At 62.5% G+C, this 26,730-nt stretch carries 21 protein-coding genes; 10 read left to right on the top strand and 11 right to left on the bottom strand.

All coding sequences use genetic code 11. The annotated features are described in order from the left end of the window. Nucleotides 1–119: 119 nt before the first annotated feature. From SJ05684_RS14185 to SJ05684_RS14170, 4 genes are all read right to left on the bottom strand, one after another. Entirely contained in the window at nucleotides 120–1,457 is a 1,338-nt protein-coding gene (locus SJ05684_RS14185) for an HlyD family type I secretion periplasmic adaptor subunit (RefSeq protein ID WP_034855907.1), read from the bottom strand. Nucleotides 1,458–1,463: 6 nt separating this feature from the next. Then, nucleotides 1,464–3,830, bottom strand: a complete 2,367-nt coding sequence (locus SJ05684_RS14180; protein ID WP_034855906.1) for a type I secretion system permease/ATPase — start codon at nucleotides 3,828–3,830, stop codon at nucleotides 1,464–1,466. A gap of 20 nt (nucleotides 3,831–3,850) precedes the next feature. Next, the gene (locus tag SJ05684_RS14175) at nucleotides 3,851–5,923 is read right to left on the bottom strand and encodes a hypothetical protein (protein ID WP_034855904.1); all 2,073 of its coding nucleotides are present in this window, start codon (nucleotides 5,921–5,923) and stop codon (nucleotides 3,851–3,853) included. Nucleotides 5,924–6,029: 106 nt separating this feature from the next. Continuing rightward, nucleotides 6,030–7,718, bottom strand: coding sequence for a hypothetical protein (locus SJ05684_RS14170; protein WP_034855901.1), 1,689 nt, complete (start codon nucleotides 7,716–7,718; stop codon nucleotides 6,030–6,032). 535 nt (nucleotides 7,719–8,253) lie between these two features. On the opposite strand from SJ05684_RS14170, the gene SJ05684_RS14165 reads away from it, so the two are divergent. Both SJ05684_RS14165 and SJ05684_RS14160 read left to right on the top strand, forming a co-directional pair. Further along, nucleotides 8,254–8,736 (top strand): hypothetical protein, encoded by a 483-nt coding sequence (locus tag SJ05684_RS14165; RefSeq protein ID WP_034855898.1) that lies wholly within the window; start codon nucleotides 8,254–8,256, stop codon nucleotides 8,734–8,736. A 1,033-nt stretch (nucleotides 8,737–9,769) separates the two neighbouring features. Continuing rightward, complete coding sequence (locus tag SJ05684_RS14160) at nucleotides 9,770–10,540, top strand: helix-turn-helix transcriptional regulator (protein ID WP_034855896.1); 771 nt, start codon at nucleotides 9,770–9,772, stop codon at nucleotides 10,538–10,540. A 200-nt stretch (nucleotides 10,541–10,740) separates the two neighbouring features. On the opposite strand, the gene hppD is transcribed toward SJ05684_RS14160, so the two are convergent. Next, a complete protein-coding gene (gene hppD / locus SJ05684_RS14155; RefSeq protein ID WP_034855893.1) occupies nucleotides 10,741–11,847 on the bottom strand; it encodes a 4-hydroxyphenylpyruvate dioxygenase in 1,107 nt (368 codons plus the stop codon). Nucleotides 11,848–11,978: 131 nt separating this feature from the next. Here hppD and SJ05684_RS14150 point away from each other — a divergent pair, with 131 nt between their 5' ends. Then, nucleotides 11,979–12,458, top strand: a complete 480-nt coding sequence (locus SJ05684_RS14150; RefSeq protein WP_034855891.1) for an Lrp/AsnC family transcriptional regulator — start codon at nucleotides 11,979–11,981, stop codon at nucleotides 12,456–12,458. 2 nt (nucleotides 12,459–12,460) lie between these two features. Here the strand turns inward: SJ05684_RS14150 and SJ05684_RS14145 are convergent, their stop codons facing one another. Next, nucleotides 12,461–12,907: a MarR family winged helix-turn-helix transcriptional regulator gene (locus SJ05684_RS14145; protein ID WP_034855889.1), complete on the bottom strand. Its 447-nt coding sequence runs from the start codon at nucleotides 12,905–12,907 to the stop codon at nucleotides 12,461–12,463. A gap of 81 nt (nucleotides 12,908–12,988) precedes the next feature. Between SJ05684_RS14145 and hmgA the strand changes: the two genes are divergently transcribed. From hmgA to SJ05684_RS14120, 5 genes are all read left to right on the top strand, one after another. After that, nucleotides 12,989–14,350 (top strand): homogentisate 1,2-dioxygenase, encoded by a 1,362-nt coding sequence (gene hmgA / locus SJ05684_RS14140; protein ID WP_034855887.1) that lies wholly within the window; start codon nucleotides 12,989–12,991, stop codon nucleotides 14,348–14,350. A gap of 76 nt (nucleotides 14,351–14,426) precedes the next feature. Beyond that, nucleotides 14,427–15,443: a fumarylacetoacetate hydrolase family protein gene (locus SJ05684_RS14135; protein ID WP_034855886.1), complete on the top strand. Its 1,017-nt coding sequence runs from the start codon at nucleotides 14,427–14,429 to the stop codon at nucleotides 15,441–15,443. 22 nt (nucleotides 15,444–15,465) lie between these two features. Then, a complete protein-coding gene (maiA, locus tag SJ05684_RS14130; protein ID WP_034855885.1) occupies nucleotides 15,466–16,104 on the top strand; it encodes a maleylacetoacetate isomerase in 639 nt (212 codons plus the stop codon). Between the two features lie 253 nt (nucleotides 16,105–16,357). Continuing rightward, complete coding sequence (gene purU / locus SJ05684_RS14125) at nucleotides 16,358–17,242, top strand: formyltetrahydrofolate deformylase (RefSeq protein WP_095694276.1); 885 nt, start codon at nucleotides 16,358–16,360, stop codon at nucleotides 17,240–17,242. A gap of 233 nt (nucleotides 17,243–17,475) precedes the next feature. Continuing rightward, nucleotides 17,476–18,657, top strand: a complete 1,182-nt coding sequence (locus tag SJ05684_RS14120) for an acetyl-CoA C-acyltransferase (RefSeq protein WP_034855881.1) — start codon at nucleotides 17,476–17,478, stop codon at nucleotides 18,655–18,657. An 80-nt stretch (nucleotides 18,658–18,737) separates the two neighbouring features. Here SJ05684_RS14120 and lpdA read toward each other — a convergent pair whose 3' ends face one another. The 5 genes from lpdA to SJ05684_RS14095 form a co-directional block, all read right to left on the bottom strand. Beyond that, nucleotides 18,738–20,132, bottom strand: a complete 1,395-nt coding sequence (gene lpdA, locus SJ05684_RS14115; protein WP_034855879.1) for a dihydrolipoyl dehydrogenase — start codon at nucleotides 20,130–20,132, stop codon at nucleotides 18,738–18,740. Nucleotides 20,133–20,139: 7 nt separating this feature from the next. After that, a complete protein-coding gene (locus SJ05684_RS14110; protein WP_034855877.1) occupies nucleotides 20,140–21,423 on the bottom strand; it encodes a dihydrolipoamide acetyltransferase family protein in 1,284 nt (427 codons plus the stop codon). Nucleotides 21,424–21,427: 4 nt separating this feature from the next. Continuing rightward, nucleotides 21,428–22,441 carry an alpha-ketoacid dehydrogenase subunit beta gene (locus SJ05684_RS14105; protein WP_034855875.1) on the bottom strand — a complete coding sequence of 338 codons (1,014 nt, stop codon included), beginning with the start codon at nucleotides 22,439–22,441 and terminating at the stop codon, nucleotides 21,428–21,430. Nucleotide 22,442: 1 nt separating this feature from the next. Then, complete coding sequence (locus SJ05684_RS14100) at nucleotides 22,443–23,675, bottom strand: 3-methyl-2-oxobutanoate dehydrogenase (2-methylpropanoyl-transferring) subunit alpha (RefSeq protein ID WP_034855872.1); 1,233 nt, start codon at nucleotides 23,673–23,675, stop codon at nucleotides 22,443–22,445. A gap of 340 nt (nucleotides 23,676–24,015) precedes the next feature. Beyond that, nucleotides 24,016–25,347: an NAD(P)/FAD-dependent oxidoreductase gene (locus SJ05684_RS14095; RefSeq protein WP_034855962.1), complete on the bottom strand. Its 1,332-nt coding sequence runs from the start codon at nucleotides 25,345–25,347 to the stop codon at nucleotides 24,016–24,018. Nucleotides 25,348–25,534: 187 nt separating this feature from the next. Between SJ05684_RS14095 and SJ05684_RS14090 the strand changes: the two genes are divergently transcribed. Together SJ05684_RS14090 and SJ05684_RS14085 are read left to right on the top strand one after the other, a co-directional pair. Continuing rightward, on the top strand, nucleotides 25,535–26,272 hold the full coding sequence (locus SJ05684_RS14090; RefSeq protein WP_034855870.1) for an SDR family oxidoreductase: 738 nt from the start codon (nucleotides 25,535–25,537) through the stop codon (nucleotides 26,270–26,272). A gap of 45 nt (nucleotides 26,273–26,317) precedes the next feature. After that, nucleotides 26,318–26,710 (top strand): winged helix-turn-helix domain-containing protein, encoded by a 393-nt coding sequence (locus tag SJ05684_RS14085; RefSeq protein ID WP_034855959.1) that lies wholly within the window; start codon nucleotides 26,318–26,320, stop codon nucleotides 26,708–26,710. The last annotated feature ends 20 nt before the right edge of the window (nucleotides 26,711–26,730 follow it).

Genomic DNA, 26,730 nt, shown 5'->3' with positions numbered 1-26,730 from the left:
TAAGGTGTAGGTGATAGTTCATCTACGGCGCCGTACAGCGCAACGCGTCTTGTCAGGCGCAACAGCCGCAACCTGTGCTCTCACCAACGCACAGGAAATCAGGAGAATGCAGCAGGCGCTCACCGTTCCATGAAGGCGCGCGCCATGCTGTCCCGGATGGGCTTCGTCAGATAGTCGAAGAAGGTGCGCTCGGCCGTCTGGATCAGGATTTCGGCCGGCATGCCCGGGGTCGGCGCGAAGCCGGGGACGCGGGAGAGTTCGCTGACCGGCAGGTTGACCCTGGCGAGATAGACTTCCCGCGAGGGGGCGTCTGCCGAGTCGGGAATGGAGTCGGCGGAGATGTAGTAGACCTCGCCGTTCAGCACCGGCGTTGTCCGCTGGTTGAGGGCTGTCAGCCGCACGATGGCGCCCTGGCCGATCTTCACGCTGTCGATCTCGGTGCGCAGGATCTGCGCCTCGATGATGAGCGGGACGTCCGACGGCAAGATTTCCATGATGGCTTTGCCGCTCTCGATAACGCCGCCGGATGTGTGGTAGTGAAGCCGCACGACCGTGCCGGTGACCGGGGCATTGATAGTGGCCCGACGCAGGACGTTCGCAGCGCCTCTCAACTGCTCGCGTACGGAGTCCAGCTCGGCCTCCGCCTGCTGCACTTCTTCCAGTGCCGCCTCGCGATAAGTTTCCTCCGTCTGCCGGATCTGCTGTTCCTGTTTCAGGATCTGCGAGCCCGTTTCCGAAATCTCGGCCATGAGCCTGCCGATCTGTCCCTCCGCGTCGGCGATCGCTCGCTGGATCGACTTGATCTCTGTCTTGCGGATCAAGTTCTTCGCAAGCAGCGTCTGCTTGCCGGCGTGTTCCTCCTGGAGGAGAGCGAGCTGCCGGCGAACCGCCCTGAGCTGCTGCGAGTAGCCTTCGGCGCGGAAGCGGAACCCTTCGATGTTCTGCCTGAACAGTTCGATCTCGCTGTCGAGTTTGCTCTTCCATGCCTCGAAGTTGAGTTCCTGGCTGTCGACGATTGGCCGAACCTCCGGATCCTGCACATGCGGCGAGAGAGTGTCCGGCAGGGTGATCGCATCCGCCCCTTGGATCTGGGCGGTGAGGCGTGCGATGATCGCGTCGAGCCTCGCCTGTCGCAGGAACAATTGCCTTTGATTGGCGAGCGCCGACGTCTCGTCAAGGCGCACCAGCGGCTGGTCCGCCACCACATGATCGCCCTCGCTTACCAGGATCTCCTCGATGATCCCGCCTTCGAGATGCTGGATGATCTTGTTTTGCCCGGTTGCTACGAAGCTTCCCTGGGCAATGACGGCTGCTGCCAGCGGTGCGGTGAAGGCCCACAGACCGAAGCCTCCGAACGTCGCCGCCATCAAGGCGAGCCCGATCAGGGTCTGCCTCCAGATCGAACGCGGAACCTCCGAATACCACTCGAGGTCATGTATCTTCACCGTATGCGCCATGGTCGCCTACATCAGTTGGTTCTGGGCAAGCGTGTTGCCCTCGATGTTCATGCCGCGTGCGGAGAGCGCCTTGAGCACGTCCTGACGCATGCCGAACAGGGCCACCGTGCCGTTGACCAGAAGCAGCACCTTGTCCACGCTGCTGAGGAGGGCGGGGCGCTGGGTGATGGTGATGACGGTGATTTTCTGTTCCCTGGCATGCTGGAGGGCACGCGTCAGCGCAGCCTCCCCGGCACTGTCCAGATTGGAATTGGGTTCGTCGAGTACGACCATGCGCGGATTGCCAAAAAATGCGCGGGCGAGGGCCACGCGCTGCTTCTGCCCGCCGGAGAGCGGCGAACCGTCGGCCGCGACGAAGGTCTCGTAGCCGTGCGGCAGCAAGGCGATCATGTCATGTACGTCGGCCAGCTTGGCGGCGGCGTAGATGTCGGCGTCGCTCGCCTCCTCCTGCATGCGTGCAATATTGGCCTTGATCGTTCCGGGGAACAGCTGGACGTCCTGCGGCAGATAGCCGATGTTTTCGCCGAACTGGCGCTGGTCCCAGTTCCTCAAGTCCATGAGGTCGAGCCGGACATTGCCGGATGTCGGCAGGATGGAGCCGACGAGCATCTTGCCGAGCGTCGTCTTGCCCGCGCCGGAACTGCCGATCACCGCCAACGAGTCGCCCGGGTTCAGCGAGAAGCTCACGCCGTTGAGGACAACGCGCTTGGTCCCTTGCGGCACGAAAAGCAACCGTTCGACGTCCAGGCGCCCCTCCGGCTGCGGCAGCTTCAGCCGCTCGAAATTGAGCGGCGAGTTCTGGAGCAGGGCGGTGATGCGCCCATAGGCGGCGCGGGATTGGATGACCTGATTCCAGCCTTCGATCGCGCCTTCGATCGGCCCCAGCGCCCGGCCGGCGATGATCGAGGCTGCAATCACCATGCCGCCCGTGAGCTCACCGTGCAAAGCGAGATTGGCGCCCCAGCCAAGCATGGATACCTGGGTGAGGAGGCGCACGGCCTTGGAGAGCGAAGCGAAGGCGATGTTGCGGTCCTGCGCCAGCACCTGCGACTTCAGCGAGCCCGCCATGTCCTTGCCCCAGATGCGAACCGCTTCGGGGATCATCGCGAGCGCATTGATGATCTGCGAATTGCGTGACATCGAATCGAGGTGGAGATTGGCCTTCGTCTGGAAACTGTTGGCCTCGCCGAAAGATGCGGCAGTCGCCCTCTGATTGAGAAGGGTGACGATCAGAAGAAGGAGGGCCGAACCAATGACGATCGAGCCGAGATGTGGGTGGATCAGGAAAACCGCCGCGACGAAGAATGGCGCAATCGGTGCATCCAGGAAGGAAAGCAGCGTGCCAGACACCAGGAAGGAGCGAAGCTGCTGCAGATCGCCGAGCGTCTGATATTCACGCCCGTTGCTGTGGAGCGAGGCCCTGGCGGCCGCGCTGAGGATCGGCGCGCCGAGTTGGGCGGCGACTTCCACGGCCGTTCGCATGAGGATCATGCGACGAATTCCATCGAAGACGGCCTGGAGGATCACAGCGCCGACGATCAGGACGGTGAGCATGACCAGCGTGTCGACCGAGCGGCTGGTCAGCACACGGTCGGAGATCTGGAACAGATAGATCGGTATCGCGAGCACCAGGACATTGGTGGCGATCGTGAAGATCATCACGATCATCAGGTTCTGCTTGATCGCCGTGATGCCCGCCTTGAGGCTCGCCGAGAAATCGACCGGCCCGAGGCGCTTGTGGAAAACGCCGCCGCCGTTGCCGCCACCGCCATTGCCACCGCCGTCCGAACCGCCCTTGTCAGGTGACCTATGTTCAGTCTTTACTGGGCCACGGTCGCCATCGATCACGACCATTCCCGGTACGCCGGTCTTGTCCTTTACCTCGGACTTCGCTTCGGCCTTCACCTCGGCTCTGGTCTCCGGGGCAGGCTTATCGCTGCGCTTGGCCGGTGCATGCGCTTCCCGGGCGAGCTGGTGCCTGTCGTGATGCCGTGGTTCGGGCCGGACTTCCGCGTCAATCGGGGGAACTGACTTCGTGGCCGGTCGTGCCTGCCGCGCGATTTCCGGCCTCGGCGCGGCACCCTGCGCCGTTCCGGCCTCTCCGATCGTCGGCGATGCCGCGGGATTTGCGCGATCGCCGCCGGGGAGGTCGCTTGCAGCGGCTCCGCCGCGGAGCACGCAGATCACACCGTCGATCTTTTTCACGGTTTGATTCAATACATCCTCCTGATTGTCGATCTCGCGGAGCAACTGCTGACCGGCGGCCTCTGCATCGAGCTTCTGCCGTCGCCGTTCCATTTCAATGTCAGCCGGGGAAATCTCCTCGCCGTCGCTTGCGAATGCTTGCAGGGACGGCGCGCGGTTGTCGGTCATGATCTTCTCCCGCGTTCCGCTCAGGCAAGCATGCTGTGCATTGGATCGGCATCGATATGGGGCGATGCATGATCAGACAGTCCCTTGTCCGTCCCGTCATTATGGGATCGCCCGAAGTCCGATTGCCCGTGGTCCATCGGCCGTGGGCCGGGGTCGGGAGCCATCATGTCCTCGCCGAGGAAGGCAACCGCTTCGTTCACGAGTGCATCGGGATTCTGGCCACCCAGGTAAGGTTCGTCCTGGATCAACTCGGCCTGGACAAGAACCTCGTCCGAATAGGCATCGCCGCCGGCATAGATCGTCCTGCCGGCATCGACGTCGAGAATTCCGGCATGGTTGACGAGGACATTCGAGCCGGTCGAGATCGACCAGTCTCCGTCGGAGCCGGTCACCAGAGCACTCTTCGCCAACGCGACCTGATCGCTATCTCCGAGAATGGTGGTTTGCTTGACATAGTTGAGATTGAGGAGGTTGCCCGAAATATAGAGCACCTTCAGTCCATTCATGCCGGCGAAAACCTGATCCTGGAGGACGTCGTCCGGGACCGATTTCTTGCCGCCCGCCAGCTTGTCGAGGGCATTGAGATAGGATTGCGGCATCGGCGCCACGCTCATCGCGCCACCGGCTTCCACGATGCCCGCATAGTTCCAGAGCAGGTTGCCGCCCGTGGAAACAGAACCTTCCCCGCTCGTTGCGAAGCCGTCGACGGGGCCTACGAGGTCGTTGTCGAACAGGATGTTCAGTTGCTGGATGATATTGGCGTCGTAGACATGCCCGCCGACGAAGATGAGATCGTAATAAGTTCCCAATTCGGCGAGCGAGACATTGTTCACCGCGGTGTTGCCGCCGGCGATGATCGAGGCCGTTGCACCCGCGCATGCCAGAATGGCCACGTCCTCATCCGTCATGAAGGTGAACTGCTCGAGCCAGTTCATGATCAGGAGGTCGCCCTTGATCTCGGTGATCGCCCAGGCCTTGGGGAAGTCGCCGCTACCGGCATTCCCGGCTTCTGCGGGCGAGGGATCCAGATGCTTGAACATCGCGATGTTGAATGCCTGGGTCGGATTTTCCCCAATCAGTTTCCAATTGTTCAGGGCAGGGCTCACGAGATCGCTGTCGCACCAGGCGTTGATCTGGACGATTGCATTGAATTCGACATGATCGCCGGCCACGGCCAGGACATGCGATTGCAGCCAGTTGTTCGTCAGCACGACGGAATTAACCAGGGTATTGCCGCCGGCTTCCAGCTCGACCGAGGCTCCAGGCGATACAGGCCCTTCGCCTGCAGCGAAGGATCCGCTGGCATGGAAGGATAAGATCGGTGCGTCGTTTGCCGTCTCGTCCGCCTCGTCCGGCTCAGGCAGGTAGTCTTCGAGGCGCGGGGCTTCGTCGACAAGTTCACCATTCACGTAGGTGCCTTCGAGCGTATCGGATTTGGCCTTGACCTGGCCTTCGGCGCCGTCGCTCGCCGCGAAAAATGCCTCCAGCTGTTGTGAGGCGGTGTCGATGAATGCGAGGACCGCGTCTGGGGAGCCAGGCTCCTCCGCGTCGGCGAGGGGAGAAACTTGACGGGCCGTATCGATGAGGTTGGCCAGCATCGCGCTGCTGTCGATCCGCAGGTCGAAACTTAACCCATGGCCGCCGATGCTGACGAAGTCATTGTCCGAAAGCCGTATATATTGGGCGCTATGCAAGGCGACCGACCCGGGCGGATCGATGTGGAAATCGAATTTCTGCGAGGAGGACTTGGCGGTCGACCAGTGCTGGGGGAGCGGCCCGGGCACGGCGAAGGCCGCTATGTCGCCGGGGGCGGAAAATGCGGGGGGGAGCGGTCCGACATAGGACAGGGAGTCCAGTCCTACCAGTTCCGGCGCGAGCGGTTTATAAGGAATATCCGGGTTGAAGTCGCCGAGTGCGTAAGGCGCCTTTACATTGACCGGCACGAAGGGAAGTTCCGGCGGATTCCGCTCGTCATCCTGGGTTGCCTGGAATTCCTCGTGAGCTTCGCGCAACCGGAGCTCTTCGATCTTGATTTCAAACAGTCCGATGAAATGGGCGATGGCCTCGGTCGCCTTGTCGAAATGCAAGGTCATTGTCAGCCCCCCTTTTACTTGCGGTGCTGGTGGACTGCGCGAGTGGGGCTCGCGCAGTCCTGTTCAATGCCCGATTCCGCATGTGAATCGGCGGCTTACGCTGTGATTAAGCGTCGTCCTCGCCGATAACAGACGTGCTGTAGTTGCCGCCGACGATCGTCATGTCGACAGTATTGCCCTGCAGATTGGCGCCGAGCACGATCTGCTGGTTGAAGGCGTTGGTGTCGATCACGGCGTCGGCCGTTGCCGAGGAAATTCCTTCGACGAAGCCATCGTCTCCGTTGTTGGAACCCCATGAGCCGGCGCTGCCATAGCCGCCGTCTCCGGTCGTGGCAGTGCCGCCGGCCCCGCCGCCACCGCCAGCACCGCCGGTCGCCGCTCCGCCCGCGCCACCGTCGGCCGAGGCGTCACCGGCCCATGCGCCGCTGAGCGCAAGGCCGCCAGCACCCGCGCCGCCGGTTGCCCCGGATGTACCGGTGCCGCCCGCGGCGTCGCCGGATGTTCCGCCATCCGCGGAGGCACCGCCACCGCCGCCGCCACCGCCGCCATTGCCGGCGCCGAGGCCGATACCCGCACCGAGGCCGACGCCTGCACCAAGCGCATTGCCGCCGTCACCGGCGTCGCCGGACGTGCTGCTGGCATCACCGGTGGTGCCGGATGCAGTGCTGTTGCCGCCATTGTTGCCGCCGGCGTCGCCGCCGATGTTCAAGATCGGGATGACGAAATCGTTGGCGGTGAGATCATCAATGCCGTCGCCGGCATCGCTCTCGGCCTCCGCCTCGTCACTCTCGATGTCGCCGGAATCGGCATCGCCAGCCGTACTGTTGCCTCCGTCGCCGCCGGCAGCAGCGCCGACGCCGAGCCCGACACCAAGCCCGAGGCCGACACCAAGACCAGCGCCACCGTTGCCGCCGGCGCCGCCCGTTGCTGCACCACCATTCGCGTCACCGCTGTCGCCGCCAGTGCCGACACCAACGCTCAAAGCGCCGCCGCCGTCGCCGTCGCCACCGTCCGCGTCGCTATCGGCGTCGCCGCCAACGGCAATACCGCCGAACGAGAAGCCGCCAACGGCAACACCGCCGGCGCCTCCATCGCCTCCATCGGCATCGGCATCATCGCCTCCCGAGCCGCCGTCGCCTTCGGCATCGATGCCGTCATCGGACGTGGCAGTACCGCCATTGGCATTGCCGCTCTGGTTCAGAGTGCCGCTGTTGGATACATCATGCAGGTGATCATCGTCCGACATGATGGCGGACTGGCTGATGACGTTGCCGACATCATTGCCGGCGCCATTGAGCGAGCCGTTGAGGATGTCCTTGAAGCTCACATTGGCCATGCCATGGATGATGGAATGGTCGATATCGGCGAAATCGTCATCCGAGGGCTTGTAGCCATCCAGATCGAGATCGATGTCCACGTCGACCTCTGTCTCGCTCTCGACCTCGACGTCGACTTTGGTCTCGTTGAGGTTTTCGTTCAGATTCTCGTTTTCGTTCTCGTTTTCGTTGTCATTCTCGTTTTCATTCTCGTTGTCGTTCTCGTTCTCGTTCTCGTTCTCGTTCTCGTTTTCATTCTCGTTGTCGTTCTCGTTCTCGCTGTAATTTCCGTTGTAGTTGTATGATTCCTGATACTGGTCCTGATCTTGTTCCTGTTCCTGCTCCTGCTCCTGCTCCTGTTCCTGTTCCTGTTCCTGTTCCTGGAGCTCGAACTGCGCCTGAAGCTCGGCTTGGAACTGATCCTGGTCTTGGCTCTGAGACTGGTCGTCCCATGGCCACAAGAAGTTTTTCTTGCTCATCGCTACGTCCTCAAAGTTGAGGCCGCCACAACCGAACCGCTTTCATCTCTCACGCGGATTTTGGTGGTGCGCGGTCTGAAATTGAAGTTAAGATTTGAAAATGGAAATCTGTGTCGCCGGGGCCCACGGCTATGGCCGGGATCCGGCACTGCTGGCTCAGGTATTCACCTCCCTTGTTATCGGGAGCAGTCAGCCAGGCTTTCGAGGGGCCATTCGGCCTGAAACGCAGTACTGGCAACGCAAACCTGAGCGTTCCCGCCCTCTGTTGTGCGGGAAAAGTGTGTTGCCAACAGGCCGGAATTGTAAGCTGTCAGTTCGGGCTAGTCCCGGTGGGCGAGGCTCCTCGAAGGTCGACATCCATAAAAAGGGATGTTGCGCAAAGGGCGTGTTTGGGAAACTCTTTCGACGTCTGGTGCTACCGCCTAGGGCGTAGTTTACGGTCGACCGCAAGCGTCAGATGTAATTTTCGGAAATTCTGAAATGCGCTATCCTGAAATGAACGGTTGGATGTCCGGTAGCCAGGTACACAAATCCCATGAAGCGATTTCACGAGATACTCCTCTTAATTGGACAGCTGAACTACACGTGGACCAACACGGAGAGTCTGCTCATTTACGTGATTGCCGGCCTTGCGAAGGTGGACAAGGAAACCGCCATCGTCATCTTCCTCACGCTGAATACAACACGCGCCCGGATCGAGCTTGTCGAGCGGCTCGCCAAGTTGGAGAAGACGCCGCCTTCGCAGCGGCAGGAAATTCTTGCAGTGACACAGCAGCTTGGGCGGCAGGCCAAGCTCAGGAACAAATACAGCCACTGCATCTATTCCTTCGACGAGACCGGGGACCAGGCGAGCACGCAGCTGATGGCGATTTTCGATAGCAAGGACACGATAAAATACGGCAAGATCGAGCAGATCGACGATGCGGAGATTGCCCGGATCAACGAGGCGATCGAGCAGATCATGAGGATCAATAAGGATATCTGGGGGATCGTCGAGCGATACTCGTTTCCGCGCTGAGAGAGAGAGAGAGAGAGAGAGAGAGAGAGGGAGCCAGCACCGAAACCCCTTCATCTCCATAGGGTTTTTGGGCGCTGGCTCTCATCAGATGAATCATCGATATATTCATCTGCGGTGTACCTTCTACATTTTTCTCCAGTATAAATTTCCGGGCGTGATGACGGCCCTAAAAGCATTAGGTATTAAAAATTCCTAGTCATAGGCTTTGTCATACAAATTCAATATAGATTACTTCCGAACTTACGCAGAACATTGTCCGGAGACGCATAAATTCCATGCGACGGTGATAGTGTGATCTGGAATGGGGGGAAGTGAAAGATACCAATTATGGTTAGTCCGGGCCGCCGCTTGACGGATTACCGCAATCCACGGTCATGCAGCACAGCTGAAAAACTGCCTCAAAGGTACGGCCGGATGTCGAGCGAACCGGGCGGCCCCTTGGCCCGCGGGTCCGTCCGGCATTAAGGCGATGTTAACACTGTGAATCCGGGACCGTCGACGTATCAGGTAGAAGTGCATCACGCAATTCAACCCTTGCGTGGTTTTGCCGACTTGCGTCGCCCAACCGCTCGCCATCAGACAAAGGCCCCCATGCCAGTTGAGGACGTGAGCTCTTTGAGCGCGGGAGGTCGGATGTGCCGCTCTAGCCCCTTGTGAGTATGTTTGGTTCAGGTCGAAGGCGGAGGGCCGTGTGCGCTCCTCATTTTGAAGTACGGGGGTCCGGTCGGATGCAACCTGTCATACCCCTAAAATTGCCTGGGTCTCCGCATGACGCGAAAAAACGGAAATCTCCACGGCTGTTGATACCGGAGATCGGTCCGACTCACCCAAAATTGGTGCATATTGGGACCATTTAGACGGGAATGTGGCCCGATTCTAACCCCTCTGGGCTGTTTCTTATCCCCCATATTTACGATACATTAGCCATCACGACTTTTTCGTGGCTGGTGAATTCGCTTTTTTACTCGAAGACATTTTCAGACAGGGCGCTCTAGTACCCTTCAGAATAAAGGGGGTGCCCAAGGAGGGGATAATGTATCGTACCGGCTCCAGTTTGAGCGATTTTGAGGACAACAACAAGGTTCTAGCGAAGAAGACTAAGATCGTAATGCTCGCCCGGGCGGATCTGCTCGCCGAGTGCTTGACGCAGGCGATCAGCACCCGCTTTCAGGGGCATGAGGTCGTGAGCCTCTCGGAGGCCGACAGCCTGCTCGATGGTAATCTCGAAGACGTAGCGCTAATCATGCTCTACCGGATACCGGCGAGCACGTTTCCATCCGTCATCAGAACGATTCACGAGTTCCACCCACGGGCCTCAATCGGACTCGTCGTGGAGAATGCGGACGAACTCGACTCGTCGATCGCCGGTTTTGTGGACGAAGGGCTGATCCACGGCGTGCTGCCCTTGAACCTGCATCTCGACGTCTGCCTGACTGCCATCGATCTCCTGATGAAGGGCGGCGAGCATTTTCCGGCCGCCCTGCTTCGGCGGCTGGCGCCGCGGTCGCCAACGGGCAGCACCCTGCCTGCTCAGCGCGACACATGCGCCGAAGCCATGGCCCCGGCACAGAAGAGCGATATCGGCAGAGGGCTGCTGACGACGCGTGAGATCCAGATCCTTGATCTCATCTGCATGGGCACGCAGAACAAGATCATTGCCGATCGCCTCGGCCTTTCGGAAAACACCGTCAAGGTGCATGTCCGCAACATCTACAAGAAGATGAACGTGCGCAACCGAACCGAAGCGGCGTCCCGCTACTTCAGGCATGACGGAGATGCCGGCCCGCCCCGCTGGCGCAATTGACGGTACCGCCGGATGAATTGACGCCGCGTGTCCGTCCGGACACGCGGCGTCCTCGCGCCTGAGTGACGGCTCCGGCCCGATCGCACAGCGATGCTTGCAGCGCCGCGCCTCTTCTCAGGCGCGCAAAGCCGCAACTCTTCGAATCTGCGATCGAGCTTTTCGAAAATCGGAACTGATTTTCGGGCTGATGCGCGAAGCGTCTAAGCGCGGCGCTGCAGGGCGCCGCGGCGGATCTGGTCGGCTTCGATCGATTCGAACAGTGCCCGGAAGTTTCCTTCGCCGAAGCCCTCGTCGCCTTTGCGCTGTATGAATTCGAAAAAGATCGGGCCGATGACGGTGCGCGAGAAGATCTGGAGCAGGATCTTCGTCATGCCGCCGTCCACCACGCCTTCGCCGTCGATCAGAATGCCGTGCTCCTTCATCCGCTCGATCGGCTCCTCATGGCCGTGCACGCGTTCGTGCGACATCTCGTAATAGGTGTCCGGCGGTCCGGGCATGAACTTCAGCCCGTTGGCTGCGAGCTTGTCGGACGCGTCGTAGATCGTCTCCGTGCCGACGGCGATGTGTTGGATGCCTTCACCCTTGTATTTCTTCAAATATTCCTCGATCTGGCTGGTATCGTCCTTCGACTCGTTCAGCGGAATGCGAATTTTGCCGCAGGGTGAAGTGATCGCCCGGCTGAGCAAGCCGGTGATGCGGCCGTCGATGTCGAAGAAATGAATCTGCTTGAAGTTGAAGAGCTCCCGGTAGAAAGCCCACCACTTGTCCATGTTGCCGCGATAGACGTTGTGGGTCAGGTGGTCGAGATAATAGAAGCCGACACCTTCCGGCTTCGGATCGCGTTCACTGAGCCATTCGAACTCGTCATCGTAGGTCGAGCCTTTCTCGCCATAGTTCTCGATGAAATAGAGAAGCGAGCCGCCGATGCCGACGATCGCCGGGACATCGAGGGTCTTGTCGCTCCCCTCATAAGCTTCGGCGCCTTTGGAAACTGCATGTTCGAAGGCCTGTTTGGCGTCGACGACGCGCCACGCCATGGACGGCGCACAGGGGCCGTGTTTGTCGACAAAGCGCATGGCATGCGAACCGGGTTCGGCATTCAGGATGTAGTTGATGTCGCCCTGCCGCCACACGGTTATGTTCTTCGCCCTATGCCGGGCAACGGCCGTGTAGCCCATGCGCCCGAAAAGCTCCTCGAGCTTTTCAGGCTCCGGATGGGCAAACTCGACGAACTCGAATCCATCCGTTCCGGCGGGGTTTTCCGGCGATATCGTTGCGGGTGGGGCGTCATGCGGGAAGGGGCCCATCGGAGTCTCCTCTCAGTATCTCCAGACTTTGCCGGAGTATGCAGCAGATCCGATGCATAAGGCTTGTATTCTTGCGCGATTTTACCGAAAATGCGCATGAAACTTGCGTTGAATTGGAAGTGGATGCATGAATGGAGCAGATCGACGGTTTCGATCTCAAGATCCTCAGCGCGCTGCAGCGGGACGGGCATCTGACCAACAACGAGTTGTCGGAGCGGGTCGCACTCTCACCGTCGCAATGTTCGCGCCGGCGCTCGCGACTGGAGGCGGAAGGCTACATTACCGGCTATCAGGCGCAGATCGACCGGCAGAAGCTGGGGCTTGACTTGATGGTGGTGATCTCGGTGACGCTCGCCACCCATAATCGGGACAATGCCAAACGTTTCGCCAAGCTGATCTCCGGACTGCCGGAGGTGTTGGAGGCGTATGCGCTGACCGGCGAGATGGATTATCACCTGCGCGTCGTGACACCCGACCTTGCCGGGCTATCGCGCTTCGTCAACGATGTGCTCTTGCCGCATGACAGCGTCCAGCACGTCAAGACGTCGATCGTGCTCGAGACATTGAAGAGCTTCGAGGGCCTTCCGATCCCGGAGCGCGTGCGAGGGTAGGATCAGTTCGATTTTCCCATCACCTGCTCGATCGCCCGAAGGCCGGTCGACAGCGCGTCCATGTTGCCCGCGCCGAGCGTCGAGAGCAATTCGGCCTGATAGGTGCCCGCAAGCGCCGTCAGCTCCCGGTAAGCCTGCTCGCCGGCGGGCGTCAGTGCCAGGTGCTCGACCCTGCGGTCGCGATCATCCTCCTCCCGTTTCAGCCAGCGGCGCTGCTCGAGACTGAAGACGGCGCGGCTTACCTTCGTCTTGTGCATGGAAGAGTGCGCGCCGATTTCCGTCGCCGTCATGCGGCGGCCCAGGCTGCCGAGGGCGGCGAGCGTCCGCCATTCAGGACGGGTGAGCCGATAGCGCGCCTTGTACTGCGCGGCGAAACGCAGCGCCACGAATTCCGCCGCCCGGTTGAGCCGATAGGGCAGGAAACTCTCCAGTTCGAACGCGTGATCCAATGCATGTCTCCGCCGTTGATAGTTACAAAATCAATCGTTACATTCGTAACTAATATCGGCGCCGAGGAGGAGGTGCAAGCCATGTTGGAGAAGTCGGAACAGCGGCGCGCGGGCGAGGCCGGCGGGCAAGGTTCCCCCGGCTACATGCCGGGTTTCGGCAATGATTTCGAGACCGAGAGCCTGCCCGGCGCCCTGCCGCAGGGGCAGAACAGTCCGCAGAAATGTGAATACGGCCTCTATGCCGAGCAACTTTCCGGATCGCCCTTCACAGCGCCGCGCGGCACGAACGAGCGCTCTTGGCTCTACCGGATACGGCCCAGCGTGCGACATACGGGGCGTTTTCGGAAGATCGACTATCCGCATTGGAGAACGGCGCCTCATATCGTCGAGCACTCGCTGTCGCTCGGGCAATTGCGCTGGGGTCCCCTGCCGGCGCCCGCCGAGGAGATGAACTTCCTCGAGGGCATTCGCACCATGACGACCGCCGGCGACGCGCTGACCCAGGCCGGCATGGCGGCGCACGCCTATGCCTTCAACGCCGACATGGTCGACGATTACTTCTTCAATGCCGATGGCGAGCTGCTGATCGTGCCGGAAACCGGCGGCATCCGCGTCTTTACCGAGCTCGGCAAAATGGATGTGGAGCCGTCGGAGATCTGCCTTGTGCCGCGCGGCATGATGTTCAAGGTCACCCGCCTCGGCGAGGAGAAGGTCTGGCGCGGTTATATCTGCGAGAATTACGGCGCCAAGTTCACCTTGCCGGATCGCGGCCCGATCGGCGCCAATTGCCTCGCCAATCCGCGCGACTTCAAGACGCCGGTCGCAGCCTATGAGGACAAGGAGACGCCCTGCCGCGTTCAGGTGAAATGGTGCGGCTCCTTCCACATGGTCGAGATCGGCCATTCGCCGCTCGACGTCGTCGCCTGGCACGGCAATTATGCGCCCTACAAATACGACCTCAAGACCTATTCGCCGGTCGGCGCTATCCTGTTCGATCATCCGGATCCGTCGATCTTCACCGTGCTGACGGCGCCATCGGGAGAGGAGGGAACGGCCAATGTCGACTTCGTCATCTTCCCGCCGCGCTGGCTGGTTGCCGAGCACACCTTTCGCCCGCCCTGGTACCACCGCAACATCATGAGCGAGTTCATGGGGCTGATCTACGGTCGCTACGACGCGAAGGAGGAGGGTTTCGTGCCCGGCGGCATGAGCCTGCACAACATGATGCTGGCGCACGGACCGGACTCTTCCGGTTTCGGGAAGGCGTCGAACGGTGAATTGAAGCCGGTCAAGCTGGACAACACCATGGCGTTTATGTTCGAGACCCGCTTTCCGCAACAGCTGACGACCTTCGCGGCCGAGCTGGAGACGCTGCAGGACGACTATATGGACTGCTGGTCCGGGCTCGAGCGGAAATTCGACGGCACGCCCGGAATCAAGTGACTTTCCGCCGGGAACCATACATGTTGCAACGGTTCGCGCCGCCCGGCGCGGATCGACAGAACATATCGGGAGCACCATGAAACTCGCGACGCTGAAAGATTCCACCCGCGACGGCAGGCTCGTCGTGGTCTCCAAAGACCTCACCCGTTGCTCGGAAGTCGGGCATATCGCCCGCACGCTGCAGGCGGCGCTCGATGACTGGGCGCATGCCGGGCCGCGGCTGGCGCGCGTTGCCGACGGCATCGAAACGGGCTCGCAGCCGACCATGCGTTTCCATGAACACGATGCCGCCTCGCCCTTGCCGCGGGCCTTCCACTGGGCCGACGGGTCGGCCTATGTGAACCACGTGGAACTGGTCAGGAAGGCGCGCAATGCCGAGATGCCGGCAAGCTTCTGGAGCGACCCGCTGATCTACCAGGGCGGATCCGACAGTTTCCTCGGGCCGCGCGACCCTATCCTCATGGCGGACGAGGCCTGGGGGATCGACATGGAGGGCGAGGTCGCGGTGATCGTCGACGATGTGCCGATGGGCGCGACGGTCGAGGAGGCGCGCGAGGCGATCCGACTTATCATGCTCGTCAACGACGTTTCGCTGCGCGGGCTCATTCCCGCCGAGCTCGCCAAGGGCTTTGGTTTTTACCAGTCGAAGCCGTCTTCCGCCTTCTCGCCGGTCGCCGTGACGCCCGATGAGCTGGGCGATGCCTGGGACGGCGGCAAGCTGCATCTGCCGCTTCGTGTCGATCTCAACGGCAAGCCCTTCGGCCGCGCCAATGCCGGCATCGACATGACTTTCGATTTCCCGCAGCTGATCGCTCATGCGGCCCGCACCCGGCCCCTCACGGCCGGTACGATCATCGGTTCGGGCACTGTGTCCAACAAGCTCGACGGCGGACCGGGCAAGCCGGTGTCGGAGGGTGGCGTTGGCTATTCCTGCCTCGCGGAGTTGCGCATGATCGAAACGATCGAGAGCGGCGCACCGAAGACCCATTTCCTGAAGTTCGGCGACGTCGTCAGGATCGAGATGAAAGATGTGAGCGGCCACTCGATCTTCGGCGCCATCGAGCAGAAGGTGGAGAAATACGAGCGCCGATAAGGGGGAACCGGAGGCCACCCGGATGAAGGAGACCGTTCTCTACGACTACTGGCGCTCGTCCGCGAGCTATCGCGTGCGGATCGCGCTCAATCTCGTCGGTGTGGACTACCGGTCCGACCCGGTCGATCTCCTGACCGGGGCGCATCGTGGGCCGGATCATCTCGCGCGCAATCCGCAGGGCCTCGTGCCCGTGCTCGACATCGATGGCGAACGCCTCACCCAGTCGCTTGCCATCATCGAGTATCTCGCCGAAACGCGGCCGGGCAGCGCCTTCCTGCCCGGCGACGCCATCGGCCGGCAGCGGGTGCGGGCGCTCTCCCACGCCATTGCCATGGACATTCACCCCGTATGCAATCTCGGCGTCGTCGCCCATGTGATGGCATCGACCCAGAATGGCGAGGCGGTGCGGCGCGCCTGGATGCAGAGGTTCATCGGAGACGGCCTTGCCGCCTTCGAGCGCATGCTGGACGCTTCATCGAAAGACCTCTTCTGCCACGGCGACAGCCCGACCATGGCGGATATCTGCCTCGTGCCACAGGTCTACAATGCGCGGCGCTGGGACGTCGATCTCTCCCGTTGCCCGCGGATCGTCGCTGTCGACGCCCGCTGTGCGGAGCTCGATGCCTTCGCCAATGCGCATCCCGATCGGGCGAAGCCCTGATTTTCTCTCTTCTGTGCGCCGGATGGGGCGTGGCCCGTTCCGTCCAGCCGATGTCGCGAATGGATCGGCGGGTCTCAAAGCGCCAGGATAGGTTCGCATGAACCGCCCTACGGCGTCGCTCGTCTTATCAGACGCGCAAAAGTTCGCTGTAGGCACTTTGAATTGCTACGTGTCTTTGTCCTTAAATCGAGGTCGATTTTTGACAAAGACACGCAGTGGGGGCCGGAAACACCTTCAGAATGAGAGACTACCGATGAAAAGCTACGTGCTGACCGTCACCTGCAAATCTACCCGCGGCATCGTTGCCGCCGTTACCGGCTGTCTTGCGGAAAAAGGCTGCTACATCAGCGACAGCTCGCAATTCAACGACCTCGAAACGGGACTTTTCTTCCTACGCGTCTCCTTCGCCAGCCAGAACGGCGCGAAGCTCGAGGAACTGCGCGAATGCTTCGCGCCGGCGATCGAGCGCTTCGGCATGGCAATGGAGATCCGCGATTCGGAGGAGCGGATGAAGGTGCTCCTGATGGTCTCGCGCTTCGGCCATTGCCTGAACGACCTGCTCTATCGCTGGAAGATCGGCGCGCTGCCGATCGACATCGTCGGCGTCGTCTCCAACCACTTCGATTATCAGAAAATCATCGCCAATCACGATATCCCCTTCCACCACATCAAGGTGACGAAGGAGAACAAGCCTGAAGCCGAAGCGCAGCTGATGGAGATTGTCGAGCAGACCGGCGCCGAACTGGTCGTGCTCGCCCGCTACATGCAGGTGCTTTCCGATGCGCTCTGCAGGAAGATGTCGGGCAAGATCATCAACATCCACCACTCCTTCCTGCCGAGCTTCAAAGGCGCCAACCCCTACAAGCAGGCCTATGAGCGCGGCGTGAAGCTGATCGGCGCGACGGCGCACTACGTCACCGCCGACCTCGACGAGGGCCCGATCATCGAGCAGGACATTGCCCGCATCACCCATGCGCAGTCGGCCGAGGACTATGTCTCGATCGGCCGCGACGTCGAGAGCCAGGTGCTGGCGCGTGCGATCCACGCCCATATCCATCACCGCACCTTGATCAACGGCAATCGCGTCGTCGTCTTCCCGCCGAGCCCAGGCTCCTACGCGTCGGAACGGATGGGATAATTTCCGGGAAGCCCGCCTGCAGCGAAGAAGTGCTGCGCCGATGTTGCCTCGCCGTATTCGCCGGCTATAGTCGGCCGGGAGTGCTGGCGGTGAGATGGGGTGTTTTGCCCCTCATCCTAACCCTCTCCCCGCCTGGCGGGGAGAGGTGCAGGCAGGCGAATGAGGGCGCGGCGAAGCGATGATCCCACTCCGGAGCCAATGCCGACCGATGATCGGTGAACGGGAGGAGTATCATGAGCAATCGCGATCCGGTGGTTATCGTCTCGGCGGCCCGCACGCCGATGGGCGCATTCCAGGGCGGGCTCAAGGATATGACGGCGCCGGAACTTGGGGCCACTGCGCTGAAGGCGGCGCTCGATCGCGCGAGCCTCGATGCCGTCGACGAGGTGCTGATGGGCAATGTGTTGCCCGCCGGCATCGGACAGAATCCGGCCCGGCAGGCGGCACTAGGCGCGGGCCTTGGGCAGGATACGCCCTCGACGACCGTTTCCAAGGTTTGCGGTTCGGGCATGAAGGCGCTGATGCTCGGCCACGACGCGCTTCTCTCCGGCAGCGCTTCGGTCGTCGCGGTCGGCGGCATGGAGTCGATGACCAACTCCCCCTATCTCCTGCCGAAGGCGCGGGGCGGCTTCCGGCTCGGCCATGGCGAGATCAAGGACCACATGTTTTTGGACGGGCTTGAGGACGCCTATTCCGGGCGGCTGATGGGCACCTACGCCGAGGACACGGCCCAACATTACCAGTTCTCCCGGGCAGAGCAGGACGCCTTCGCGCTCCGCTCGCTCGACCGGGCCGTAAAGGCGACGGAAGACAGGTCCTTTGTCGACGAAATGGTGGCGATAGTCGATGGCGGCAAACGCAAGAGCGCCAATCTCGATCGCGACGAGCAGCCGGCGAAGGCCGATCCGGCGAAGATACCGAGGCTCAAACCAGCCTTCCGCGACGGCGGCAGTGTCACGGCCGCCAACTCCTCCTCGATATCCGATGGTGCGGCGGCGCTCATCCTGATGCGGGCGAGCGAGGCGGAGAGGCGCGGGCTGACCCAGCTTGCGATTGTCGCCGGCCATGCCGGCCACGCGCAGGAGCCTGCCTGGTTCACCACGGCGCCGATCGGCGCCATCGAGAAGCTGTTCGACAAGCTCGGCTGGGAGAAGGGGAGCGTCGGTCTCTACGAAATCAACGAGGCCTTTGCCGTCGTCGCCATGGCGGCGATCCGCGACCTCGGCCTCTCCGACGACATCGTCAACATCCATGGCGGCGCCTGCGCGCTCGGCCACCCGATCGGCGCCTCCGGCGCGCGCATCGTCGTCACGCTTCTTAACGCAATGCGGAAAAACGGCGTCAAACGCGGCATCGCCTCCCTCTGCATCGGTGGCGGCGAGGCGACGGCGATAGGGCTGGAGCTGGTGGAGTAGCTTGCGCGACGAGCTACAGCGACATTTGCGCGTTTTTAAGTCGCTGCACTGCAGAGCGCTGCTCAGAAGCCACACCCACCTCAAATATGCAGAGCGTGCCCCAGGGCTTTGAACGCTGCTTCCTGGAAGGCCTCCGACTGGGTCGGGTGCGCGTGGATCGTGCCGGCGATGTCTTCGAGCCTTGCGCCCATTTCGATAGCCAGCGCGCAGGTGGCGGAGAGTTCCGAGACGCCATGGCCGACGGCGTGGATGCCGAGGACGAGGTGATTGTCCGCCCGGGCGACTATCCGCACGAATCCGTCCTCGGCGAGTGTGGTCATGGCGCGGCCGTTTGCCTGGAACGGGAATTGGCCGATCCTGACCTCGATGCCAGCTGCGCGGGCCTCGTCCGGAGAGAGGCCGGCGCTGACGATCTCCGGATCGGTGAAGCAGACGGCAGGGATGCAGCGCTTGTCCCAGCTTCGCTTGTGCCCGGCGACGATTTCAGCGACCATTTCCCCCTGCGCCATGGCGCGGTGCGCGAGCATCGGTTCGCCGGTCACGTCACCGATCGCGTAGATGCCGCGCATGGAGGTACGGCACTGGTCGTCGATGCGGATGAAGCGGCCGGATCGGTCGACATCGATCTCCTCGACCCCCCAGCCCTCCGTTACCGGCCGGCGACCGACAGTGACCAGAACCTTTTCCACCGGAACTTCGAAGGCGCGGCCGTTTTCTTCGGCCAGAAGACCGCGCTTGTCGGCCGAGAGGCGCTTCGCCGCGGTACGGGTGAAGACCTGGACGCCGAGCTCGCCGAGTCGCTTCATCACCGGTCTCGAAAGCTCGGCGTCGTATTGCGGCAGGATGCGGTCCATCGCTTCGAGCACGGTAACCCTGGAGCCGAGCTTGGCGAAGGCGGTGCCGAGTTCGAGGCCGATATAGCCGCCGCCGATGACCGCGAGGGTCTCGGGCAGCTCGGTCAGCGAAAGGGCCTCGGCCGAGGAAATGACGCTGCCGCCGAAGGGCAGGTCCGGTAGCTCCACCGGCGCCGAGCCGGTGGCGATGACGATCGCTTCGGCGCGGATGCGCTGCTGGCCCGTTTCCGTTTCGACATCTACCGTCTTGCCGTCGACGAAGCGTGCTTCTCCAAGCACGGCCTTCACGCCCGCTTTCTTCAGGAGCCCGGTCACGCCGCCGTTCAGGCGCCCGACAATGCCGTCCTTCCAGGCGACCGTGCGCTTGAGGTCGATGGTGGGCGCGCTCAAGGAGAGCCCGAGCGGGCTGTTGCCGGAGGCAGCAGCATGAAGCTTGTGGTATTCCTCGGCGGCGTGGATCAGCGCCTTCGAGGGAATGCAGCCGACATTGAGACACGTGCCACCCGTCTTTGCCCTCTCGACAATCACCGTGTCGACGCCGAGCTGGCCGGCACGGATGGCGCAGACATAGCCGCCGGGGCCGGCGCCGAGCACCATGAGCTTGCAGGAGATTTCCTTCATTGCGAGATCATCCTTCCACGAAAATCAGCGCCGGTGTTTCGAGCAGGGTCTTCAGTCTCTGAACAAAGGAGGCGGCGTCCCAGCCATCGATGACGCGATGGTCGAAGCTGGACGAGAGATTCATCATCTTGCGCGGCACGAATTGTGTCCCGTCCCACACCGGGCGGGTCGCCATCTTGTTGACGCCGACGATCGCCACCTCCGGGTGATTGATCACCGGCGTCGAGACGATGCCGCCAAGCGCGCCGAGGGAGGAAATGGTGATCGTCGAGCCAGTCAGTTCGTCGCGCGTTGCGGTGCCGCTGCGGGCGGCCTCAGCCAACCGATTGAGTTCCGCCGCGCAGTCCCAGATGCCGCGCGCTTCCGAGTGACGCACGACCGGCACCGTCAGGCCGGCGGGGGTCTGCGTGGCAATGCCGATATGGACGGCCGCATGGCGATGGATGACGCCGGCATGGTCGTCGAAAGTGGCGTTGATGCCGGGCTGCTCGGAAACCGCCTTGACCAGCGCCCGCATCAGGAAGGGCAGGATCGTCAGCTTCTGCTGGCCGGGCTTGCGGTCGCGGTTCATCGTCGCCCGCAGGTCCTCCAGTGCCGTCATATCCACCTCCTCCACATAGGTTATGTGGGGAATGCGCGAAGTGGAGAGTGACATCTTCTCGGCGATCCGTCGCCGCATCCCGGCGATCTTGACCTCTTCGACCGCCGTCTTGCGGACGAGCCCGATCTGCGCAGGCAGCGGGCCGGGCCCGCGGCTGATGAAGAGATCGAGATCCTCGTGGGTGATCCGTCCGGCAGGGCCGGTGCCGGCGACCTGCCGGAGATCGACGCCGCTTTCCTTGGCGCGCAGGCGCACGGCCGGGGAGGCGAGCGGCTTGGCGGAAACATCCGGCGCCTGTCGCGGCCTTGGCGTTTCCCTGACCGCGCTCCTGTCCGGTTTCGGGCGAGCATCCTCCTTGACCGGCGCGGGGGCTGCGGCCAGGGGTTCCTCAAGCACGGCTTCGGCAAGCGCCTCGGGAATGCTGTCCGCTGGAGGCTCGCCCGCTTCGCCGGCCGTTTCGATCCTGACGAGCGGCGCCCTGACCGGAACCGTGTCGCCCACATGGGCTCCGAGCCAAATCACCTTGCCGGATACCGGCGAGGGGATTTCGACCGTCGCCTTGTCGGTCATGACGGCGGCCAGCACCATGTCTTCGCGCACCGGATCGCCCGGCTTCACATGCCATTCCACGAGTTCCGCCTCGGCGACACCTTCACCAACGTCCGGCATTTTCAGGACGAATTCTCCCATGGCCTCACGCCTCCATCGCTTCAGTGAGCGCGCGGCCAACGCGCGCCGGCCCCGGGAAATAGTCCCATTCCTGGGCATGCGGATACGGGGTGTCCCAGCCGGTCACCCGAATGACCGGAGCTTCCAGATGGTAGAAGCAATGTTCCTGGACGAGGGCGGCCAGTTCGCCGCCGAAGCCCGAAGTCAGCGTCGCCTCGTGCACGACGACGCAGCGCCCGGTCCGGGTGACGGAGTCGACGATCGTCTCGAGATCGAGCGGCATGAGACTGCGCAAGTCGATCACTTCCGCATCGATGCCGGTCTCCTCGGCTGCGGCAAGCGCCACGTGCACCATGGTGCCATAGGCGAGCACGGTTACCGCCGAGCCCTTGCGGCGGACTTCCGCCTTGCCGATGGGGATCGTGTAGTGCCCCTCCGGCACGTCGCCGAGTTCGTGCTTCGACCAGGGGATTACCGGACGCTCGTGATGACCATCGAAGGGGCCGTTATAGAGCCGCTTCGGCTCCAGGAAGATGATCGGATCCGGATCCTCGATGGCCGAGATCAGCAGGCCCTTTGCGTCGTACGGATTAGACGGCACGATGACCTTGAGACCGCAGACATGGGTGAAGAGCGCCTCAGGGCTCTGGCTGTGAGTCTGACCGCCGAAGATGCCGCCGCCGGTTGGCATGCGCACGACGATCGGGCAGGTGAAGTCGCCGTTCGAGCGATAGCGGATGCGGGCCGCTTCCTGTGTCAGCTGGTCGTAGGCCGGGTACATGTAGTCGGCGAACTGGATCTCGACGCACGGCTTCAGACCGTAGGCGGCCATGCCGATGGCGGTGCCGACGATACCGGATTCGCTGATCGGCGCATCGAAACAGCGGGTCTTGCCGTATTTCGCCTGAAGCCCTTGGGTGCAGCGGAAGACGCCGCCGAAATAACCGACGTCCTCGCCGAAGACGACGACGTCCTCGTCGCGCCCCATCGAGACGTCCATGGCGCTGCGCACCGCTTCGATCATTGTCATTCTGGCCATGTCAATACCCCGCCTTCTGCCGCTGACGGCGGATATGCGGCGGCATCACCGCGTAGACGCCTTCGAAGATGTCGCGCACCGAGGGCCTGCCGCCGGCGTGGAGTGTGCCATGGCTTTCCGCCTGCTTCTGCGCCTGGATCACCTCGTCCATGATTTCGGCTTCCGCCTGTGCGTGACGCTCTTCCGACCAGGCGCCGCGAACGATCAGGTGCTTCTTCAGCCGCAATACGGGGTCGCCGAGCGGCCAGGCTTCCGATTCGGTCTTCGGCCGATAGGCGCTCGGGTCGTCGGAGGTCGAATGGGCGCCGACGCGGTAGGTCACATATTCGATCAGCGTCGGCCCGAGATTTCTCCGGGCGCGTTCGGCTGCCCACCGTGCCACCGCGAAGACGGCGAGATAGTCGTTGCCGTCGACGCGTAGCGCCGGAATACCGAAGCCCAGACCCCGGGCGGCGAAGGTACCGGAACCGCCGCGCGCAATGCCCTGGAAGGTCGAGATCGCCCACTGATTGTTGACGATGTTGAGGATGACCGGCGCCTTGTATGTGGAGGCGAACACAAGGGCGGAATGGAAATCCGATTCGGCCGTCGAGCCGTCGCCGATCCAACCCGCTGCGATGCGGGTGTCGCTCTTGATGGCGGACGCCATTGCCCAGCCGACGGCCTGCACGAATTGCGTGGCAAGGTTCCCGGAAATGGTGAAGAAGCCATGCTCTTTCGAAGTGTAGAGGACCGGCAGTTGCCGGCCATGGCAAGGATCGCTCTCGTTCGAGAAGATCTGGTTCATCATCTCGACCATGGGATAGTCGTCAGCGATCAGGAGCCCCGCCTGCCGGTAGGTGGGGAAGTTCATGTCGCCCTTGCGCAGTGCCTTGCGGAAGGCACAGCTTACCGCCTCCTCACCGAGATGTTGCATATAAAAGGACGTTTTGCCCTGGCGCTGCGCCATCAGCATGCGGGCATCGAAGGCGCGCAGCATCATCATGTGCCTGAGGCCTGTCAGCAATTCCTCATCAGATAGGAGACCGGCCCAGGGCCCGACCGCCTCGCCCTCGCGGTTGAGGACGCGGATGATCGAGAATGCAAGGTCACGGATTGTCTCCGGGTCGACATCGACTTCAGGTCGCGGGACTGTGCCGGCCTTCGGTATCATGACGGTGGAAAAATCGGGTTCGTCGCCCGGTCGAACCGCCGGCTCGGGGATATGCAGGCTCAATCGGCTGAATTCGTCCATGCGGGTTCCGGCCTCCTTTCCGGATTGCGCATCTCGCGTCAGCCACTCGCTGGAGACTATTCTCGCGGGTCTTGCTGCGTGGATGACGGCGGCGGTTCGTGGCAGGGGCGCGCTCCTCGGCGCCGCACTGTCAAACCGCCTACAACCCTCGTTCTCCCAAAGGGTTATGATGACAGACTGCCACGAGTCCGGGGTGAGATGAAGGATTTTCGACGAGGCGCCGACCCGCGGCGCAAAGAAAGACAGAATCGTGCCGGCACCCGTTTCTGCCGATCGGCGGGCCGATGGGGAACGTGTCGACAGCGCAATTTTCTTTCGCGATGATGGTGATTGAAACCGCTCAGACGGGCGGCGCGATCTCGATCGGAGACCCGTCGCTGAAGCGCGAGAGGCGAAATGGGGTTGGGTCGACGATCGGCGGGTCGCCGGTGACGAGATCCGCGACTAGGTGTCCGGCGCCGGGCCCGATGCCAAAGCCGTGGCCGGAGAAGCCGGTGGCAATCACCAGCCCGGTCAGGGTGTCCGCATGCGAGATGACCGGCACGACATCCGGCGTGACATCGATCAGGCCGGCCCAGATCTGCACCGGTTCGACGCCGCGGAGGGCGGGGAGATCCTTTCTCACTTCCTTAAAGGCGCGGAGCACCGATCGAGGATCTGGCCGCGGGTCAAGGATGCGATGCCGCTCGAAGGCGCCCGGCCGGTCGAGCGGCACGGGATTCAACTCGAAGAGCTCACGCCAGCTCTGGGCGCTGAGCCCGACTTGCACGGATTCGCTCTCGGCCTGCCGGGCCGGCCGGAACTCGCGATAAAAGGCAAATGTATCCGGCACGACGGGATGCAGGTTGGCGCCGGCAGTGGCGATCGTGTAGCCGCCGTCGAGGCGTTTCCGATAGGCATAGGCCGACGTGGCGCCCGCGCCCCCGGGGCCGCCCTCGGTCGGTGCGGTTCTGAGGACCGTATTGCGCACCTTCAACTGCGGCAATCGGATGCCGACGGCCTTGCAGAAGAGCCGCGACCAGGCGCCGCCAGCGAGCACGACTGTGGTCGCCTCTATGCGGCCCTTCTCGGTGACGACGGCGCTGATGCATCCGGCCGATCTCTCGATGCCGCGCACGGCGCAATGGGTGACGACATGCGCACCGGCGCGCCGGGCGCCGGCCGCAATCGCCGGAACGGCCTTCTGCGGTTCTGCCCGGCCGTCGCTCGGCGTATAGAGACCGCCCCGGTAACGCGAAACCGCGCCTGCCATAAGCGCCGCGGTTTCATCTGTACCGATCTGCCGGCTGTCGACGCCGTGGTCGCGGGCATGCTTCAGCCAGGCGTCACGATTGGCAATGTCCTCTTCCGTCTCGGAGACGTAGAGGATGCCGCTGCGGCGAAAACCGGTGTCGCCGCCGGTACGTGCATCGAGCGTGTCCCAAATCCTGAGCGATGCCATCGCAAGCGGGATCTCCCGACGATCGCGTCCCATGACGCGCACCCAGCCCCAATTGCGGCTCGACTGCTCGCCGGCCAGCACGCCCTTTTCGCAGAGCACCACCTTGACGCCGCGCTCGGCAAGGAAGAGCGCCGTGCTGATACCGATGATGCCGCCACCGATGATGACCACTTGGGCCTTTTGCGGCAGGACGTCGTCGGTGATAACGGGATCGAGAGTGGGACCGGGCATGATGCGTCTCGGGATAGTGGTGGCTGCCGTCGCAGAATTGCCGATCGCCATCACGCCGACAAGGTGCTGCTGCTGCCTTCCTGCAGGATTTTTGTTTTTTGTCTATAAAGATACAATTGTTCGCTTGACAGCCGGCAGGGGCCGATGTCTGTTGACACGACGAGCATCCGGAAACGGCGAGGCGGTAATGAGCGGACTTCTGGCAGGCAAGCGTGCGGTGATCACGGCCGCGGCACAGGGTATCGGCCGTGCGGCGGCCGAAGCTTTCAGCCGGGAAGGCGCATCGGTCATCGCGACGGATATCAACGAGGACAAGCTTGGCGAACTCGCCGCTCAAGGCATCGAAGTGGCGAAGCTCGACGTCTTGAGCGATGAGGCGATCACTGGATTTGCGGCGCGCACGGGCTCTATCGACATCCTCTTCAACTGCGCGGGCTTCGTCCATGCGGGCACGATCCTCGAAGCGAGTGAGAAGGACTACGATTTCGCCTTCGATCTCAATGTCAAATCGATGTACCGGATGATCCGCGCTTTCCTGCCGGGAATGGTCGAGAGGGGCGGCGGCTCCATTATCAACATGTCGTCGGTTGCCGGCGTGCCGATGGGCGTGCCGAACCGTTTCGCCTATTCTGCCAGCAAGGCAGCGGTCATCGGCCTCACCAAATCGGTGGCGATCGACTTCATCGGCAAGGGCGTCCGGTGCAACGCCATTGCCCCTGGTACGGTGCAGTCGCCATCGCTCGAGGAACGCATGCGCGCGCAGGGCAATTACGAGAAAGCGCGGGCCGCCTTCATCGCCCGACAGCCGATGGGCCGCCTCGGCACGCCCGAGGAGATCGCGGCCCTCGCCGTCTATCTCGCGAGCGACGCCGCCGCCTATACGACCGGCCATGTCCATATCATCGACGGCGGTATGAGCCTCTGACTGCGGGACTTTTCGAGTATCGCTGCAGCCGTTATGCTCCAGCGCATGTCCAGAGCCGATAACGAGCTTCGCCCCATTCTGCGCATCGATTTCCCGCCCGAAGACCGCCTCGGACGCGGAAAGATCATGCTTCTGGAGCTTATCCGCGAAACCGGGTCGATCTCGGCCGCCGGCCGGGCGATGGACATGTCCTACCGGCGCGCCTGGCTGCTGGTCGACGCGCTCAACCGCATGTTCAAGGAGCCCGCCGTCGAATCGCAGCGGGGCGGAAAGCAGGGCGGCGGCGCCGCACTCACCGCCTTCGGCGAGGTGCTGATCGACCGCTTTCGGGCGATGGAAACAAGGTCGCGAGCTGCGATCGCCGACGATCTCGCCTGGCTGGAGACGGTGCGTGCACAGGATCGAGCGCGGCCCAGCGAAACGCTGCCTCTCGACTGAGGCCGCAACAGATGCGGTGC

It is taken from the genome of Sinorhizobium sojae CCBAU 05684, from assembly GCF_002288525.1.
Lineage (GTDB): Bacteria > Pseudomonadota > Alphaproteobacteria > Rhizobiales > Rhizobiaceae > Sinorhizobium > Sinorhizobium sojae.
This window is presented reverse-complemented; position numbering and strand designations above follow the sequence as displayed.